This is a genomic window from Pseudomonas sp. WS 5411, from assembly GCF_012985595.1.
Classification (GTDB): Bacteria; Pseudomonadota; Gammaproteobacteria; order Pseudomonadales; family Pseudomonadaceae; genus Aquipseudomonas; species Aquipseudomonas shahriarae.
This window is the reverse complement of record NZ_JAARMC010000009.1, coordinates 169,249-186,155: the sequence shown is the minus strand read 5'-3', so window position 1 is coordinate 186,155 and position 16,907 is coordinate 169,249. Positions and strand designations below refer to the sequence as shown.

At 61.0% G+C, this 16,907-nt stretch carries 15 protein-coding genes and 1 rRNA gene; 8 read left to right on the top strand and 8 right to left on the bottom strand.

The features are described 5' to 3' along the window. The first annotated feature begins 2 nt into the window (after positions 1 to 2). From rrf to HBR93_RS15375, 4 genes are all read left to right on the top strand, one after another. Positions 3 to 118, top strand: a 5S ribosomal RNA gene (gene rrf, locus HBR93_RS15390). Between the two features lie 164 nt (positions 119 to 282). After that, the gene (locus HBR93_RS15385) at positions 283 to 942 is read left to right on the top strand and encodes a paraquat-inducible protein A (protein WP_169960617.1); all 660 of its coding nucleotides are present in this window, start codon (positions 283 to 285) and stop codon (positions 940 to 942) included. Continuing rightward, on the top strand, positions 929 to 1,552 hold the full coding sequence (locus HBR93_RS15380; protein WP_057442078.1) for a paraquat-inducible protein A: 624 nt from the start codon (positions 929 to 931) through the stop codon (positions 1,550 to 1,552). The genes HBR93_RS15385 and HBR93_RS15380 overlap by 14 nt, the downstream gene beginning before the upstream one ends. After that, entirely contained in the window at positions 1,545 to 3,848 is a 2,304-nt protein-coding gene (locus tag HBR93_RS15375; RefSeq protein ID WP_115127396.1) for an MlaD family protein, read from the top strand. Before HBR93_RS15380 ends, HBR93_RS15375 begins: the two co-directional genes overlap by 8 nt. Before the next feature lie 85 nt (positions 3,849 to 3,933). On the opposite strand, the gene mksF is transcribed toward HBR93_RS15375, so the two are convergent. The 3 genes from mksF to mksB are packed head-to-tail and all read right to left on the bottom strand — an operon-like array spanning position 3,934 to position 8,739. After that, positions 3,934 to 6,774 carry an Mks condensin complex protein MksF gene (gene mksF, locus HBR93_RS15370; RefSeq protein ID WP_057442074.1) on the bottom strand — a complete coding sequence of 947 codons (2,841 nt, stop codon included), beginning with the start codon at positions 6,772 to 6,774 and terminating at the stop codon, positions 3,934 to 3,936. Beyond that, complete coding sequence (mksE, locus tag HBR93_RS15365) at positions 6,771 to 7,472, bottom strand: Mks condensin complex protein MksE (RefSeq protein ID WP_057442072.1); 702 nt, start codon at positions 7,470 to 7,472, stop codon at positions 6,771 to 6,773. The genes mksF and mksE overlap by 4 nt, the downstream gene beginning before the upstream one ends. Further along, positions 7,462 to 8,739: an Mks condensin complex protein MksB gene (gene mksB / locus HBR93_RS15360; protein ID WP_057442070.1), complete on the bottom strand. Its 1,278-nt coding sequence runs from the start codon at positions 8,737 to 8,739 to the stop codon at positions 7,462 to 7,464. The genes mksE and mksB overlap by 11 nt, the downstream gene beginning before the upstream one ends. A 229-nt stretch (positions 8,740 to 8,968) precedes the next feature. Here mksB and HBR93_RS15355 point away from each other — a divergent pair, with 229 nt between their 5' ends. Continuing rightward, on the top strand, positions 8,969 to 9,721 hold the full coding sequence (locus HBR93_RS15355; RefSeq protein ID WP_057442069.1) for a hypothetical protein: 753 nt from the start codon (positions 8,969 to 8,971) through the stop codon (positions 9,719 to 9,721). Further along, on the top strand, positions 9,714 to 10,166 hold the full coding sequence (rimI, locus tag HBR93_RS15350; RefSeq protein ID WP_057442068.1) for a ribosomal protein S18-alanine N-acetyltransferase: 453 nt from the start codon (positions 9,714 to 9,716) through the stop codon (positions 10,164 to 10,166). The genes HBR93_RS15355 and rimI overlap by 8 nt, the downstream gene beginning before the upstream one ends. Positions 10,167 to 10,256: 90 nt before the next feature. Here the strand turns inward: rimI and HBR93_RS15345 are convergent, their stop codons facing one another. After that, on the bottom strand, positions 10,257 to 10,661 hold the full coding sequence (locus tag HBR93_RS15345) for a serine kinase/phosphatase (protein WP_169960616.1): 405 nt from the start codon (positions 10,659 to 10,661) through the stop codon (positions 10,257 to 10,259). A 151-nt stretch (positions 10,662 to 10,812) separates the two neighbouring features. On the opposite strand from HBR93_RS15345, the gene can reads away from it, so the two are divergent. After that, on the top strand, positions 10,813 to 11,457 hold the full coding sequence (can, locus tag HBR93_RS15340; RefSeq protein ID WP_057442066.1) for a carbonate dehydratase: 645 nt from the start codon (positions 10,813 to 10,815) through the stop codon (positions 11,455 to 11,457). Here can and HBR93_RS15335 read toward each other — a convergent pair. From HBR93_RS15335 to HBR93_RS15320, 4 genes are all read right to left on the bottom strand, one after another. Beyond that, positions 11,454 to 11,978 carry an SET domain-containing protein-lysine N-methyltransferase gene (locus tag HBR93_RS15335; protein ID WP_115127400.1) on the bottom strand — a complete coding sequence of 175 codons (525 nt, stop codon included), beginning with the start codon at positions 11,976 to 11,978 and terminating at the stop codon, positions 11,454 to 11,456. The genes can and HBR93_RS15335 overlap by 4 nt on opposite strands. Positions 11,979 to 12,146: 168 nt before the next feature. Further along, a complete protein-coding gene (locus tag HBR93_RS15330; protein ID WP_057958260.1) occupies positions 12,147 to 13,316 on the bottom strand; it encodes a hypothetical protein in 1,170 nt (389 codons plus the stop codon). Positions 13,317 to 13,577: 261 nt separating this feature from the next. Next, positions 13,578 to 13,787: a hypothetical protein gene (locus tag HBR93_RS15325; RefSeq protein WP_157717319.1), complete on the bottom strand. Its 210-nt coding sequence runs from the start codon at positions 13,785 to 13,787 to the stop codon at positions 13,578 to 13,580. 200 nt (positions 13,788 to 13,987) lie between these two features. Beyond that, positions 13,988 to 15,406, bottom strand: a complete 1,419-nt coding sequence (locus tag HBR93_RS15320; RefSeq protein WP_057442063.1) for a TIGR00366 family protein — start codon at positions 15,404 to 15,406, stop codon at positions 13,988 to 13,990. A gap of 199 nt (positions 15,407 to 15,605) precedes the next feature. Between HBR93_RS15320 and HBR93_RS15315 the strand changes: the two genes are divergently transcribed. Further along, positions 15,606 to 16,889: an MFS transporter gene (locus tag HBR93_RS15315; RefSeq protein WP_057958262.1), complete on the top strand. Its 1,284-nt coding sequence runs from the start codon at positions 15,606 to 15,608 to the stop codon at positions 16,887 to 16,889. Positions 16,890 to 16,907: the final 18 nt, after the last annotated feature.

Sequence of the window (16,907 nt, the reverse complement as noted above, 5' to 3'; positions counted from 1 at the left end):
TTCTTGACGACCATAGAGCATTGGAACCACCTGATCCCATCCCGAACTCAGTAGTGAAACGATGCATCGCCGATGGTAGTGTGGGGTTTCCCCATGTGAGAGTAGGTCATCGTCAAGATTAAATTCCAGAACCCCTGTTTGCTAACGCAAACAGGGGTTTTGTTTTGGGCGGTCGAAAAGGTTCTGGCCCATCGCCATCGCTTGATCCCGACAAATTTGCACAGTTATTTCTGAACCAGAACACTAGAATAGACACCTGATCATTTTGTCTTAGAGTCCTATATGTCCGACCCGGTTGATACCACCCAGGTGTCCGACCTACCGCTGGAGGACCTGGTTGCCTGCCACGAGTGCGACTTGCTGATGCGCAAGCCAGAGCTTGCGCACGGTGAAAAGGCCCTGTGTCCACGCTGTGGTTATGAGATGTACGCCCACCGCTTCAATGTCGTAGAGCGCAGCCTTGCCTTGGTGATCGCAGCGCTATTGCTGTACATCCCGGCGAACTTTCTACCCATCATGCAGCTCAATCTACTCGGGCAGTCTTCGCAGGAAACGGTCTGGAGCGGTGTAGTTGCCCTGTTCAATACCGGCATGCAAGGCGTGGCGGTGGTGGTGTTTCTGTGCAGCATGGGCATTCCGTTGCTCAAGCTGCTCTGCCAGCTTGCGGTGCTGCTCAGCATCCGCTGGAACATAGGCCGCAGTTATGGCCTGTTGCTATACCGTATTTATCACCATATGCGCGATTGGGGGATGCTGGAGGTCTACCTGATGGGCGTGCTGGTGGCGATTGTAAAACTGGCCGATATGGCTGCCCTTAGCGTGGGCCTGGGACTGGCCTGTTTTATCAGCCTGTTGATGGTCCAGGTACTGCTGGAGGTGGTGATGTCACCCCATCAGATCTGGCAAGCGTTGTCCGGGGAGGACGAACATGCGGGCGATTGATGCTGGCATTCTGATCTGTACCGAATGCCACGAACTGAACAGGCAGGACCCGGACACCGACGAGCAAACCTGCACCCGTTGTGGTGCCCTGGTCCATGCGCGCCGGCCGAACAGCCTGATGCGCACCTGGGCGTTGCTGATTACTGCGGCAATTCTGTACATCCCGGCTAACCTGTTGCCAATCATGACGGTTAACTCACTGGGGCAGGGCGCTCCAAGCACCATCATGTCCGGCGTGATCGAACTGGTTCAGCACGGCATGTTCCCGATTGCCGCCGTGGTGTTTATTGCCAGTATCCTGGTGCCGACCTTCAAGCTGGTAGGCATCGCACTGCTGCTGTTCTCGGTGCAACGTCATCAGCCGCTTTCCGCCCGACAACGCATTATCATGTACCGCTTTATCGAGTTTATCGGTCGCTGGTCCATGCTGGATATCTTCGTGATCGCCATTCTGGTGGCGGTCGTTAACTTTGGGCGACTAGCCAGTATCGAGGCCAATCTCGGTGCCGTGGCGTTCGCCAGTGTGGTGATCTTGACGATGCTTGCCGCAGTAACTTTCGATCCCCGACTGATTTGGGATAACACGGAGTCGGACGACGACCATGACTGATTTGCCAAAGGCTAAAACCCGCCCCGCTTCGAACTGGTCGGCCATTTGGGTACTGCCGTTGATCGCCCTGGTGATCGGTGGCTGGCTCGGATGGCGCGCCTATACCCAGACGGGCATCGAGATCCAGGTTCGCTTTGAAAGCGGTGAAGGCATCCAGGTCAACAAGACCGAAGTGGTCTACAAAGGCATGACCGTGGGCAAGGTCAAGACCCTGGCATTGGATGACGAGGGCAGCAATCGTGGGGTGATTGCGACTATTGAGATGAACAAGGATGTCGAGCAATACCTCAAGGCCAATACGCGCTTCTGGCTGGTCAAGCCCAGCGTCAGCCTGGCCGGGATTACTGGCCTGGAAACCCTGGTCTCGGGCAATTACATCGCCGCCAGCCCCGGCGATGGTGAGCCCACGCGTAAATTCAAGGCGCTCTCCGAAGAGCCCCCATTATCCGACGCCAAGCCCGGCCTGCACCTGACGGTCAAGGCCGAGCGGCTCGGCTCGCTGGACCGTGGCAGCCCGGTGTTCTACAAACAGATCCAGGTCGGCCAGGTCAAAAGCTACCTGCTGTCGGCTGATCAGAACACGGTCGAGATCAAGGTCTATATCGAGCCGACCTACGCCAGCCTGGTGCGCAAACATACGCGTTTCTGGAATGCCAGCGGCATCAGCATCGACGCCAACCTCTCCGGGGTCAAAGTGCGCAGCGAGTCCCTGGCCAGCATCGTCGCCGGGGGGATTGCCTTCGCTACGCCAGAGAACCGTAAGGACAGCCCGCCCACCGACCCGAGCCTGCCGTTCCGCCTGTACGAAGACTTCGATGCCGCCGCCGCAGGGATCCGCATCAAGGTCAAGCTCAGTGACTTCGAGGGCTTGCAAGCCGGTCGCACGCCGGTGATGTACAAAGGCATCCAGGTCGGCAGCCTCAAGGCCCTGAAGGTGGACTCTGACCTGTCCAGCGCCAGCGCCGACTTGACCCTCGACCCATTGGCCGAAGATTACCTGGTGGAGGGCACCCAGTTCTGGGTGGTCAAGCCATCCATCTCCCTGGCGGGCATCACCGGCCTGGAAGCCTTGGTCAAGGGCAATTACATTGCCATCCGCCCTGGTGACAAAGGCGCAAACCCCCAGCGCGAGTTTGTGGCCCGGGCCAAGGCGCCACCGCTGGACCTGCGCTCCCCTGGCTTGCACCTGGTCCTGCTCACAGAAAGCCTCGGCTCCCTGGAAGTTGGCAGCCCGATCCTCTACAAACAGGTCAAGGTCGGTTCGGTGCAGAGCTACCAGTTTTCGCGCAAGCGCAAGCAACTGGTGATCGGCGTGCATATCGAGAAGGAATATGAAGGCCTGGTCAACGGTTCGACGCGCTTCTGGAACGCCAGTGGCGTGACCCTGACCGGCGGGCTCACCGGCGGCATCCAGGTCAAAAGCGAATCCCTGCAAAGCCTGATGGCCGGGGGGATCGCCTTTGAGACCCCAGAGCCGAACGTACCGCTGAGAAATCGCATTCCGCGTTTCCGCCTGTTTGCCGATCACGAAGCCTCCACCCAGCGTGGCACCCTGATCACGATCAAGGTTGACCGCGCCGATGGCCTGCGCACCGATACGCCGATTCGCTTCAAAGGCCTGGACGTGGGCAAGATAGAAAGCGTTGACCTGAGCCCGGACATGCAGTCGGTGATGCTCACTGCGCGCATCACCGAAGTTCCTGAGCGGATCGCCCGTACTGGCAGCCAGTTCTGGGTGGTCAAGCCCGAGTTGGGCCTGATGAAGACCGCCAACCTGGAAACCCTGGTCACCGGCCAATACATCGAAGTGCTGCCGGCGGTGAAAAGCAGCGGTGCGCAAAAGAACTTCGTGGCCCTGGCCCAACCGCCAGAGAGCAACGTGCAAGAAGCCGGCTTGAGCCTGGTACTCAGCGCCGCCCGCCGTGGCTCGTTGAAAGTCGGCGTGCCAGTCACCTACCGGGAAGTCACAGTCGGCAAGGTCACCGGCTACGAGTTGGGCAAGACCGCTGACCGTGTGCTGATCCATGTGCTGATCGAGCCCAAATACGCTCCGCTGGTTCGCGGCGGCAGCCGTTTCTGGAACAGCAGCGGCTTTGGCCTGGACTTTGGCCTGTTCAAGGGCGCGACAGTGCGCACCGAGTCCCTGGAAACCCTGGTCCAGGGCGGTATCGCCTTTGCCACGCCGGATGGCGAGCGCATGGGCAACCCGGCGCTGCCCGAGCAGACCTTCCCGTTATTCGACAAGTTCGAAGACGAGTGGCTGATCTGGGCGCCGAAGATCCCCCTGGGTAAATAGCGCCCCCACCAACACCGCATAACCCGCCCACAAAAAAGGCCGCGATCCATAGGATCGCGGCCTTTTTGTATTTCAACAGCGCGGATCAGACCTCATCCAACTCCGGCTCATCCGCCTGCACATTCACCGTCGCCTTCACCGCATCATGCCGGCGAATGTACTTCCAGTCCGCCTCATCAATGTAGATCCCGTTCGGCCCGCTGCCGCCTTCGAGGTCGATCGCCACCTGGGCGGAGACCTGCGGCTTCACACTGGCCAGGATCGGCACAAAGCCCAGTTGCAGGCTGGTCTCCAGCAGTGCTGCCTGGTTCTTCTCGTCGATATCCGCCGCTTCGTCGAGGTAGTACGGCAGGCGCACGCGACCGGCCTGGTCGCGGTCCATCAAGTGCAGCAACAAGTACATGTTGGTCAGCGCCTTGATGGTCATGGTGGTGCCGTTGGACGCGGCGCCATCAATGTCGGTGTGAATGATCGGCTGGCCATTGACCTTGGTGATCTCGAACGCCAGTTCGAACAGGTCCTTGAGCCCCAGCTGGTTATGGTTGGCAGCGACCAGGCGTGCCAGGTATTCCTTGGCCTCTTCGTTCTTGTTGTCCTGCTCGGCACTTTGGCTGAGATCGAACACCGAGAGGGTTTCGCCTTCCTCATACTGACCGGCACTGTGAATGATCTGGTCGATATGCTTGAGCGCTTCCTTGTTCGGCGCCAACACAATACGGAAGCTTTGCAGGTTGGATACCTGGCGCTTGTTGATCTCGCGGTTGAACAGGGCCAACTGGTGCTCAAGGCTGTCGTAGTCGCTGCGGATATTGCGCAGGGTCCGCGCGATATCCGTCACCGCTGCACGGCGTGCCTTGCCCAGGGTCAGGGCTTCGTCGGTACGGTGCGCATACGCATTGATCAACAGGTGCAGGCGTCGCTCCATATCGTCTTCACTGTCGAACTTGGCCACGCCCTTGAGGCGCACCTGGGCGTACAGCGCGTCGATCTGCCCGTCAGCGCGCTGCAAGCCCTGCCAGCTGTCCTGATAGTCATTGAGCAGCGGCAGCAGGTTGTCCATGGAATCGTCGATCGGGTCCATGAACGGCGTGCCGAACGGCAAGTCGGCCGGCAGCAGCTGGCGACGGCGCAAGGCGTCATCCAGGGTGCGCTGCTTGGCTTCCATATCACCGATCTGCCGGCCGACCAGTTGCAGCTTGGCCGACAATTGCTGGACGCGTTCGGTGAACGCATCGCTGGAGCGCTTCAGTTCATCCTGGGCCGCTTCCATCTGCGCCAGGTTTTCCAGTTTCTCGCCTTCCTCGGCACTCAGGGTCTGGGCGCGGCGGAAGTCTTCCAGGGCTTTCTGCGCATCAAGTACCTGCTGGTACAGGGCTTCGGTCTGGGTCTTGCTCGCCGCGCGGTCCGAGGCCACGGCCTGCTGGGTCTTGAGTTGCTTGAGTTCTTTTTCCAGGCGCTCCTTCTGGTCGCGCAACGCCGCGCGGTCCGCCAGGGCCTGCAAGGCCGGTGGCTCGATGTGCGAGATGTCGATGGACAGCCCCGGCACTTCAAAGCGCTCGCCGGTGAAGCCATCGAGGATCAGCTCCAGGGATTTGACCCACTGGCCGTCTTCATCCAGGGTGATGCCATGCTCGCCCAGCGGCAGGCTGAACAACGAACTGTTGAACAGACGCATCAGACGCTCGACGTCCTGCTGTGAGAATTCTTCCCGCAGTTTGGCGTAGCTGTTGTTGTCGGCGTGATCGAGTTGCTGCTTGACCGACTTCAGGCGTTTTTCCAGGTCACGCAGGCGTTCGTCCAGGTCCTCGGCACTGAACTGTCGCGATTGCGCCAGGGCGCCGGCCAGTTCGTCGTGGGCATCCTTGGCCGCCAGCAGTTGCTGCTCCAGGACCTTGACGTCATCCACCAGGGCAAAGCGATGCTTGAGCACCGACAACTCGCCCAGCCAGCGTTGAATGCCGCTGATTTCCCGCTCCAGGCGCATCAGCTCCTGGGTGCCGCCGCGCTGATCGTTCTGCAGCGCGTCCTGCTCGTTGCGGTAGTGTTCGGCCTGGATCGTCAGCTCTTCCTTGCGTGCATTGGCGTAGTCCGACCAGGTGCCCAGCAGTGAGTCGAGCAATGGCGACAGGCGATGCAACTTGCCGCGCAGGATTTCCCGCTGCTTCACGCCGTTGGACAGCGCCTCTACCAGAGGGCCGGCGGCCACCAGGGAGTTGTAGTCCTGCTCCATGCGTCGTACATCGCGGAACGCTTCTTCGCACGCGGCGATGTAATCCACGCTGCCGGAGCGCAGGCTGTGTTCGAAGGCATCGAGGAACAGCTGCTTGAGCTTGGCCGCGGTGATTTCGCGCATGTGCAGCAGGTTGATAAACAGCGCACGGAAGGTCTTCAGGCTCTGCTCGCTGGTGGAGCGCAGCGGAATCAGGGTCAGGTCCAGCGGGATCGAGGTATGGCCGCCGACCAGCAGGCGCCGCAGCTCATCGGGCTTGAGCTCGTAAGCCTTCAGGCCCTCGCGCTCAAGGTTGGTGAACAGCTCTTTCTGGCGCAGGCAGGTGTCGTTCTTCTGGTAGTGGGCCAGGTCCAGCTTGCCGGCGTAGGCAAAGAACTGGTGGCCGAAACCACCGCCCGGGCCGCGGCCGACCACGCCAATCACGTGCGGGCCGTGGGGCAGCGAGACTTCGACGAGGATGTAGCTGGTGTCGGTGGCGAAGTAGAAGCGCCGCGACTGTTCCAGGGTGTACTTGCCGAAGCTCATGTCCGACATGCGCGCCAGGATCGGGAACTGCAAGGCGTTGATCGACGCCGACTTACCGAGGTTGTTCGCGCCATACACCGACAGCGGCTCTTCCAGCGGGAACAGGCCCAGGCTGTAGCCGGCGGTATTCAATAGGGCGAAGCGGCGAATGCCGTAGCGTTCCTTGCTCATGCATCGGTCTCCTGTTCTTCGGCAATGGCGCGGGCGAGGGCATCTTCTTCGCTTTCAAATTCGCTCAAGTCCAGCGGATCATCGGTCTGCAGCAGTTTTTCATCGCTGTCTTCGTCGATGATCACCGGCGCTGGCAACGGCAGCACGCTGTGCACGCTGGCTGCCAGGTCGCGGTCGGCCTGGACCGACAGGCACACATCAAGGAAGCGGTGCATCGGCGGCAGGAAGCGATAGACGCCGTTGTCTTCACTGGCAAACCCGAGCTGGGTCATGCGGCGCATGATTTTTTCTTCCAGTTCTTCCTGGGTCTGCACTTCGGCCTGGATAAACAGGTCGCGGTACTTCTCCAGCAAGGAGGGCAGTTCATCGCGGCCCAGGCTGCCGCCGTCGAGCACGGCAATCGGGTCGCGGCCCTGGTCGGCCAGGTGTTCGACAATGATGAAAGTGAACAGCGCCAGGCGTTGCGCAGTCTTGTTCACCTGCGCGCTGGCGATGGCCGAGTCGGGTACGAAGTAGTAGAAACCCCGGGTATCGCACACCAACTCAAAGCCCAGGGCCTTGAACAGCGTGCGGTACTGGTCCTGGAAGTTCGACAGTTGCGCGTACAGCTCCGGGTCGCGGCGGCTGACGTGGTAACCCTTGAACAGCTCGCGAAAGATCGGCGCCAGCTGGGACAGTTCGGATAGATCAAGATGCATAAGGTGTGCTCGCAGAATTCTCGGCTACGTCGGTGCTGGCCGGGAGCAGGGCGAATGAGCGCAGGCTGACCTGGTGCTCGTGAGTATGGTAATCCCGGCGTTCCAGGCGCTCGCGCTTGAAACGCTTCTCCCGCGACAAACGCGAGAACCAGTACAGCAACTCGTCGGTGGCCCCGTCTGGTTCCTGTTCCAGCAGCCAGGTCATCAGGTCGGGCATCGGCAGTGCGTCTTCGCAGCGCTCGAGCATCTCCTTGACCGTGCGCGGCGCACGCTGGGCTTCGCCCTTGTGGGATTTGTGGGCCTTGGGGAAGCGCGCCGGCTTGGGTTCGAAATTCGCCAGTGCATACACATAGGCTTCCACCTGGCTGGCGCTGCCGAGGAAGGTGCTCTGTGGCCGGGTAAACATCGGCATCGCCGCTTGCGGCACCGCGTCCAGGCCCTTGCGCCGGATCGCCGACAGGGCCAGCGCTGCGCCACGGGTCACGGCGTTGTGCCGGCGCGCTTCTTCGCGCAGCGGCAGCAGCAGTTCCCGGGCATGGCGCAAGGTCAACTGGGCGCTGGTCTGCATTTCGAGGATGCGCGCGTGGGTGCGCAGCAACATGTCGTCGTCCACCAGGTGGCCCAGGCGTTGCTGCTCGGTGAGCATGCGCAACAGCACGTTCTCTACCTTGCGCACGCCTTGCTCGAAGGCGCCGTCGGCGTTCACCAACTGGATCATCGGCTCGACGTATTCGTCCCAGGTCGCCAGGACCTCGGCATAACGCTGGCGCAACGGGATCTGCCGGTCGCTGGTCTTGGCCCGGTCGGCCACGGCTGCGAGGGCCTGTTCGTCATTGGCGAGTTTTTTCAGCACGTCGCGCACGCGCATGTCCAGCAGCCGCAGTTGGCGGGCCAGGTCGTGGCCGTCGCGGATGTCGAAGGCGTCCTGGATATAACCGGCCAGGCGCTCGAGGTGGCGCAGGTAGGCTTCGATTTCCAGGCACAGGCCTAGCCGGTGCTCCTTGCGAAGATAGGCCAGGAAGTCATGGATCTGCGCGTTGAGCTCGAAACGGTTCGGGCTCTTGGCGACAGGCACCAGGATATCCAGGCGAATCCACACGTCCAGCAGGTTGGTGATGTCCTGTGGCGTGCTGTCCAGTTGTTGGGCGGCCAGTTGCGCGCGCAACTCGCCAAGGCTCAGGGTGCCTTGGTCGAAGTGTTCGCACAGTGGCTCAAGCAGGGCCCAGTGTTCGGCGAGGGCGCGCAAGACGCGCTTGGGTTCGATCATCGGAATGGCCGGCTGGTTGGCGAATTAAAAGCAGCGATTGTACTGCATCAGGCGCGGGATTTATCCACAGCCGGTCAGGGCGCGTTCGCGATGGGCGGTCAGCAATGCAGAGAAAGTCATCAACGGTGGGCGATCATCGTCGAAGGGCGGTAGAATCGGCGCTCTTTAGTTATCCACAAGTGGCCGAGCCTTGCTTATCGAGTCCCGACGTCGCGCTTACTTGACTGCCATGCAGGTGGTCAACTGGCTGCCGCGCACCGAATTGCCCTTTGCCGCGCCGTCGCGGCCCGAACTGCTGCAGGCGCTGGAAGCCTTCGAGCCGTTCGACGCCTCGGGTGAGGAAGCGGCGGCGCCGGTTGCGCTGGTCAAACCCGTGGCCGAGGTGCCTGTGCGGCCGTCGGAGCGGGTCAAGATCGAAGTACCACGCCCGTCGACCGCGCCCAAACCCGCTGCCGTGGCCGACGATGCCCCGGCTCCGGTGGCCAAGGCCCCGGTCGTGCCGCCACCGCGTTTTGCCCTGCAGTTGCTGCGGGCCGGGCGTTGCCTGTTGCTGGTCGAGTTGCCGACCGGCGAGCGCTTCCAGACGCGTGACCCGGCCTACCTGCTGCTCAAGGACATGCTGCGCGCCGCCGGCCTGCCCGACAGCCCGCAGATCGTCGGCGAGCCCGTGCGCTGGCCGCTGCTGGTGCGCGGCAATATGGACCAGGGCCCGGACGCCGCGCGTGATTTTGTGCAAGGTTTTGTCTCGGCCCGCCTGGAAGACGAACCCTGCGTGTGCCTGTGGCTGATCGGCCTGCCGGCCGTGCGGTTTGCCGGCGAAGCCGACGCCGAGGCCTGGTACCGCGAACTGCAGGTCGAAGGCCTGGGCTCGGTCTGGGCCTTGCCGGGCCTGGAATTATTAATGGAAGAGCCACAGCGTAAGGCTGATGTCTGGCAAGCCATGCGCCGGCTGATGGCGCGCTGGAAAACAACCGATGAGTGAGGCTTTATCCTTCCGCCCGATGACCGAGGCTGACCTCGACGCCGTGCTGAAAATCGAATACGCGGCGTTCAGCCACCCCTGGACCCGGGGCATCTTTCTCGATGGGCTGGGCAAGTACCAGATCTGGTTGATGTTCGAAGGCGAGCAACAAGTGGGCCACGGCGTGGTGCAGATCATCCTCGATGAAGCGCATTTGCTGAACATCACCGTCAAGCCGGAAAACCAAGGGCGTGGCCTGGGCCTGGCCTTGCTGGAGCATCTGATGTCGCGGGCGTATGCCGCCCATGCACGGGAGTGCTTCCTGGAAGTGCGCGACAGCAATACCGGGGCTTTCCGCCTGTATGAGCGCTACGGGTTCAATGAAATTGGCCGTCGTCGCGACTACTACCCGGCCGTCGGTGGCCGCGAAGACGCAGTTGTCATGGCCTGCACCCTGGTCGATTAACATACACGATCCCGGGTGGGAGCAGTCTTGTGTGGGAGCAGGCTTGCCAGCTCCCACACCGCCATGCTTCACCATAAGTCTGGCGCTGTATCAGCGGTTACCGTCGACCGGATCAATGTCCGCCAGCTCTGCCTCATCCAACCCATTACCGCCGCCAATCTCATCTTCATCGACGATGCTCAGATCCCAATCGGCCGGTTCGTCCTCACCTTCTTCCAGGGCATCGCGCGCGCCGTCTTCCTGAATCAGCGTTTCGGGGCTCATATCATCATCCGTGGATTCATGATCCGCCGTCGAAGCCCCAGTCATCCCAGCCTCGCGTACCCGTTCGTCGGGCATCAGCTGCTCGCGCTCAGCAAGGGGGATCTCATCGCCGATTTCCGCCGTCGGCGTCTCCTCGTCAAAATCCAGCTCCCGCATCGAGCCCATGCGATCTTCGTTGTCATCAATCGGTTCGGGCTGCGTAGCGCCGTACGGACGTCGTGATTCAGTCATGGTCAATCCTCATACTGTGGGGCTTATAGTGTGTGGACAGGCAGGGCGCCCCAAGATTCAAGTCATTACCGACCGGCTATCTTTATAGACGGCGTGACCCGGACGGGCGGTCGTCTGTCAAAGCTGCGCATCATTCCTGAGGCTTTCCCTGATGAACGAACTACAAGACCTGCTTGATAACAACGAACGCTGGGCGGATGCGATCAAACAGGAAGATCCCGAATTCTTCGCCAAGCTCGCCCGCCAGCAGACCCCGGAATACCTGTGGATCGGCTGTTCGGACGCCCGGGTGCCGGCCAACGAGATCGTCGGCATGTTACCCGGCGACCTGTTTGTGCACCGCAACGTGGCCAATGTGGTGCTGCACACCGATCTCAACTGCCTGTCGGTGATCCAGTACGCTGTGGATGTGCTCAAGGTCAAACATATCCTGGTCACTGGCCACTATGGCTGCGGCGGCGTGCGCGCCTCGATGCAGGACCGCCAGTTCGGCCTGATCGACGGTTGGTTGCGGTCGATCCGCGACCTGTACTACGAGAACCGCGAAGTACTGGCCCAGTTGCCTACCGAAGAAGAACGTGTCGATCGCCTGTGTGAACTCAATGTCATCCAGCAAGTCGCCAATGTCGGTCACACCAGCATCGTGCAGAACGCCTGGCATCGCGGGCAGAGCCTGTCGATCCACGGGTGCATCTACGGGATCAAGGACGGCCGCTGGAAAAGCCTCAACGCCACCATCACCGGCTTCGAGCAACTGCCGCCGCAGTACCGCCTGCGTCCGGTGGAGGCCCTTTAAGAGCGTTTGCGCTGGCGCCACTGTTCCATAAACAGTTGGCCTTGCTGGTTAAGCGGCTCTTTCATGCCGGTGATCCAGCCCCGGCAGTTCCCCGCGCCGCAACGGCACGGGAACTGCCGGTACAGCACATCCTCTGTGGTGGCGTAATCCATGGTCAGCAGCGTGCCAGGGCGGATGGCCTGGATCGACCATAGCTCCAGCTCGCTGATGTCGAGGAACACATTCGGATCGCACGAATGCAGGAGCAGGCCGCTGAACCACGGGTCGTACAAGTGGATGCGTGAAGACACCTGCAGCGTGTGCAAACGCCGTTCACCCAGGGCGTGCCCGGAAATTTTGGCGATTCGCACACGGCTGTCGAAGGCCACCTTGGCCTTGATCCCGGTTCCGCGCCCATTGCGGGTGTGTACCACCTCAAAGTTTTGACGCGAGGGGTAACCTTTTTTCGCCAACAGTGTTGCGAAGGGGTACAGACAGTCACTGGCCGCAGCAGGCGCCTCTTCCATGATCTGGGTTTTCATAGCATTCCTTGTCGGGCTGCATCGACCTCCTGGTGTTGCTATGACTGCCAGTCTTGCAGCAAATGGGCACCGCTCAAGGTTTGCGCAAAAAAAAGCCGATATCTACTGTCAAATCTGACAGTTGGTATCGGCTTTTTTGCCTAAGACACTGGCGATAAGGGCAGGAGCCTACAGCGCCGGCGCCGCGACAGAAGCTTCTGGCAGAGGGCTTTTCAGGCGCTTGAGCTGGGGCTTGATCGAGGCGCTGGTGCATTTTTCCTTGGCCTGCTCGGCGGACAATTCGCGCACCGAGGTGTAGAACAATTCGCAGGTCTGCTCCTTGCGCGTCACCTGCCAGGTGTTCATGCAGCCCTTGAGCAACACATTGGGGTCGCTGGCAGGCTTTTGCCCCATCCCGGCTTGCCAACAGGCCGCGCTCAAGTCCTGGCCCATGACTTTCAAGCCGGCCTCGTCGGCTTTCTGTTCGTCGCCGTCGTAGCTGTCCGGGTTGGCGGCGTACCAGATGTAACTGGGGTGATTGGCCCCCAGCACTGCAACTTTACTGTCTTCGACCGGGCTGATTTGCGTCAGGCCCAGTACCCCGAGGGTTTGCCCGTAGTGTTGCTGGATCCAACTGCGCACGGGCGCACCGAAGGCGACCATCGGCAACGGGCCAGTGGGGTGCAGGCTCAGTTCCCGGACAACCCGGGTCTGATACTCGCTGAAGTAGCTGTAGACCCCCTCCAGATCCTTGCCCGCCGTGGAGGGGGCGGCAATGGGCGCGATATCAATGATGGTCTGGTATTCCGGGGTCTGGGTCGCCGGTATACCGTTGGCGCTCAGTAGCGTGGCCCAACGGTCGGTGGTGGCTGATTCCAGATAGTCCTGGTAGTGGGTCAGGGAGTAATCCGGCGGAAAGTGCATCAACTCGATGCTCTTGCGGTTTTCCAGGGCCATGCCCAGCGGCAGGAACAGGTACCAGCTAAATTGCCACTTGCCATCGCGGTTGAGCCGGCTGGCGCCCTCGTAAGCCAGGTCGGCGGTGTTCAGCAACGCGGTCAAGGGCTGCCCATAGCCATCGGGTACCCCGGTAAAGCGCGCGCGGACCTGACCCTGCTCGGTCTTCACGCTGACCCTGGCCCGGCTGTAGCCATCGCGCTGCAGGCTCTGGGTCAGATAGTGTTCGACGGTCTGTTCCAGGGTCAGCGGCCGAAAGCAGATCACGCTGCAATTGTTGGGGTAGGCGAACAATTGCGTGACCCGTTGTGCCGTGCCCAGATCAAGTTCGACGTCGGCTTGTACGACCGTGCTCACAGCAAGTGCGACAAAGGTGAAGGACAGCCTGGTCAGTTTAAACATGCATGTTTCCTTGTCAGCTAATGCCCGTCTGCGCGGGATGAATGCCCACCTTCACACAGTAGCGGCTGACCGGGAAAATGCCTCGGAAAATGCGGTTTTTTTGCAGGGCCTGGCCGCCTCGCTATATCGTGAAGTGCAGCGCGTTGCTGTGGTTGTCCATGAATGTGCAACTAGGCTTGAGGTCGTCGCGTTACTTGTAAGTATTCAATGCTGGCTGTGAAGCTCCAGGGCTTGAGGGGGATCACAGCCTCTGTAAAGGAATCAGCCTTTAAACGCTGCAACAGGCTTGAAAAGGTGTTTGTTAGGGTTTGACTCTGCAAATACTATTCTTCCCGCCGGCTGGCCGAACGCCGGTTTGAATTGTCTGAATTTTTTCAACGCGGGATTTTGCTGTGGGTTGACATCTTGGGTATTGCCAGTCTCAGCGCTGTTTTGAGGTGTGGGCGTAGTAGCGGTAGGTGCGATATTCATCGGTATGACTCCAGTTGTAACTCTAAATAATTAGTTGTGGTCTCTTAGTTAAGTTGAAGAGTGTCTGGTGCTACTAAAAGACACTGTTAGGTGGCCCGTCATTAACGCGTGGTTCCCTTCCTGAAATATTCAGAGGGAACAACGGCGCTCAATGTCGACCTGGATGCACCCGTCATAACGACGGGTGCGGCGTCCAATGATTAAGGCATTACCGGCGGCATGTACTTCAACGTCGTCCCCAGCGCCCACAGCAGGAACAACACCAGCGGCGTGTGCACCAGCAGCTGCACAAACGAGAAGCCGATCAAGTCCCGCGCCTTCAGCCCCAGTACCCCCAGCAATGGCAGCATATAGAACGGGTTGATCAGGTTCGGCAGGGCCTCGGCGGCGTTGTAGATCTGCACGGCCCAGCCCAGGTGGTATTGCAGGTCATTGGCCACCTGCATCACATAGGGCGCCTCGATGATCCACTTGCCACCGCCCGACGGAATAAAGAACCCCAGTACCGCCGAGTACACGCCCATCAGCAACGCGTAGGTGTCGTGGGAGGCGATGGAAGTGAAGAGGATCGAGATATGGTGGGCCAGGGTCTGGCCGTCGCCGCCCTTGACCACGGTAATCAACGCCGCGATGGAGCCGTACAGTGGGAACTGGATCAACACCCCGGTGGTGGTGGGCACCGCGCGCGCCACTGCGTCGAGGAAACTGCGCGGGCGCCAGTGCAGCAGGGCGCCGACCATCAGGAACAGGAAGTTATAGGTGTTGAGCCCCGAGATCGCGCTGATCGCAGGCTTGGTCGAAAACTCGTGGAACAGCCAACCGGCGGCCAGCAGTGCCAGGAGGATGGTCAGCAGCGGGCTGTGCTCCAGCCATTCCCCCGGTCGGGTTGGCGGTTGTAGCTTGGGCAGGTTGAACGCCGGGTCCACGCCGCAGGCCTTGGCATCACGGGCCGAGTTGGGCCCAGGCGCGGTGACGTAGGCGATGATCAGCGACACCACGATCAGTGCGAGCAACAGCACCCCCGATTGCCACAAAAAGATCGTGTCGGTGAAGGGGATGGTCCCGGTGATCGCCAGGATCGACGGCGGCAAGCTGGCCGGGTTGGCCTGCAATTGCGCGGCCGATGACGACAACCCCAGCGCCCACACGGCGCCCAGGCCCAAATAGGCCGCCGCGCCAGCGGCGCGATAGTCCATGCGCAAATCCGTGCGCCGGGCCAGGGCCCGCACCAGCAACCCGCCGAACACCAGGGACAGGCCCCAGTTGAGCAGCGACGCGACCATCGAGATCAGCGCCACCCACGCCACGGCCGAGCGGCCGTTTTTCGGGATGCGTGCCAGGCGATCAATCAGCTTCACGGCGGGCGGCGAACTGGCCACCACATAGCCGCCAATCACCACAAAGGCCATCTGCATGGTGAACGGGATCAGGCTCCAGAAACCATCGCCAAAGGCCTTGGCAGCGTCGGTGGGTGCAGCGCCCATGCCCAGAACCGCCACGGTGACAATGATCACCGCCAGGGCGGCAAACACCCAGGAGTCGGGAAACCAGCGTTCGGCAAAATTGGAGCAGCGCAGGGCAAAGCGGGCATAACGGCTATCTTCGATAGGGTCGGCCATGTGGGAGTACCTCTTGTAGTTATTATGCAAGCGTCGGGGTGTTGGCAAGGTATCGCTGCATCTTGGCCCACGGCTATTTATTTGGGAATGTTGTTATTTTCATGGATCAATGAGTAAAACGAATATATTGGCGGCGATTGCCAGGATCCGGTTCAGCTCATAACCTGCACGCCATTTTGTTTGTCTGCCGAGCCTCTTCATGACTGCCACCGCTTATCCACAGGCGCAGCGTTTTTCCCGCTCCGACTACAAAACCCTGGGGCTGGCTGCCCTGGGCGGTGCCCTGGAAATCTACGACTTCATCATTTTCGTATTTTTCGCCCTGACCCTGAGCCAACTGTTCTTCCCCCCGGAAATGCCCGAATGGCTGCGCCTGTTGCAGAGCTTCGGGATTTTTGTCACCGGCTATCTGGCGCGGCCACTGGGCGGGATCCTGATGGCGCACTTTGCCGATCACTTGGGGCGCAAGCGCGTGTTCAGCCTGAGTATCCTGATGATGGCCTTGCCATGCCTGCTGATCGGGATCATGCCGACCTACGCGCAAATCGGCTATTTCGCCCCCCTGATTTTGCTGGCGCTGCGCGTCCTGCAGGGCGCGGCAGTGGGCGGTGAAGTGCCCAGCGCCTGGGTGTTTGTCGCCGAGCACGCGCCCGCCGGCCATCGCGGTTATGCCTTGGGGTTCCTGCAGGCCGGGCTGACCTTCGGTTACCTGCTGGGGGCCTTGACCGCGACATTGCTGGCGCAGATGTTCACCCCTGAACAGATCCTCGATTACGCCTGGCGCTTTCCGTTCCTGCTGGGCGGTGTGTTTGGTGTGATCGGCGTGTGGCTGCGGCGTTGGCTGAGTGAAACCCCGGTGTTCCTGGCCATGCAGGCGCGCCGCCAGGCCGACGCCGAACTGCCGCTGCGCACGGTGTTGCGTGACCACCGCCAGGCATTGCTGCCGGCCATGTTGCTGACCTGTGTGCTCACCTCAGCGGTGGTGGTGCTGGTGGTGATCACGCCGACCATGATGCAGAAAACCTTCGGCATGAGCCCCAGCCACACCTTCGCCCTGAGTGCATTGGGCATCGTTTTCCTGAACATCGGTTGTGTGCTGGCCGGCCTGTTGGTGGATCGCATCGGCGCCTGGCGCGCAGTGCTGGTCTACAGCCTGCTGTTGCCGGTGGGCATTGCCGTGCTCTACGCCAGCCTGATTGCCGGCGGCGTGTGGCTGGGCGCGGCCTATGCCATCGCGGGGTTGAGTTGCGGGGTGGTGGGCGCGGTGCCCTCGGTGATGGTCAGCCTGTTTCCGGCACCGGTGCGCGTGTCGGGGATTTCCTTTACCTACAACATTGCCTACGCGCTGTGGGCGAGTACCACGCCGTTGATGCTGATCGCCTTGATGCCCACCAGCCCGTGGATCTGCGTTTTTTACTGTGTGGTGATGGGCGCGGTGGGCGTGGCCAGCGCATTGCGGTTTAGCCGGCGCCCGGTTTTTTAAAGCCGCCGCATTCCCCCT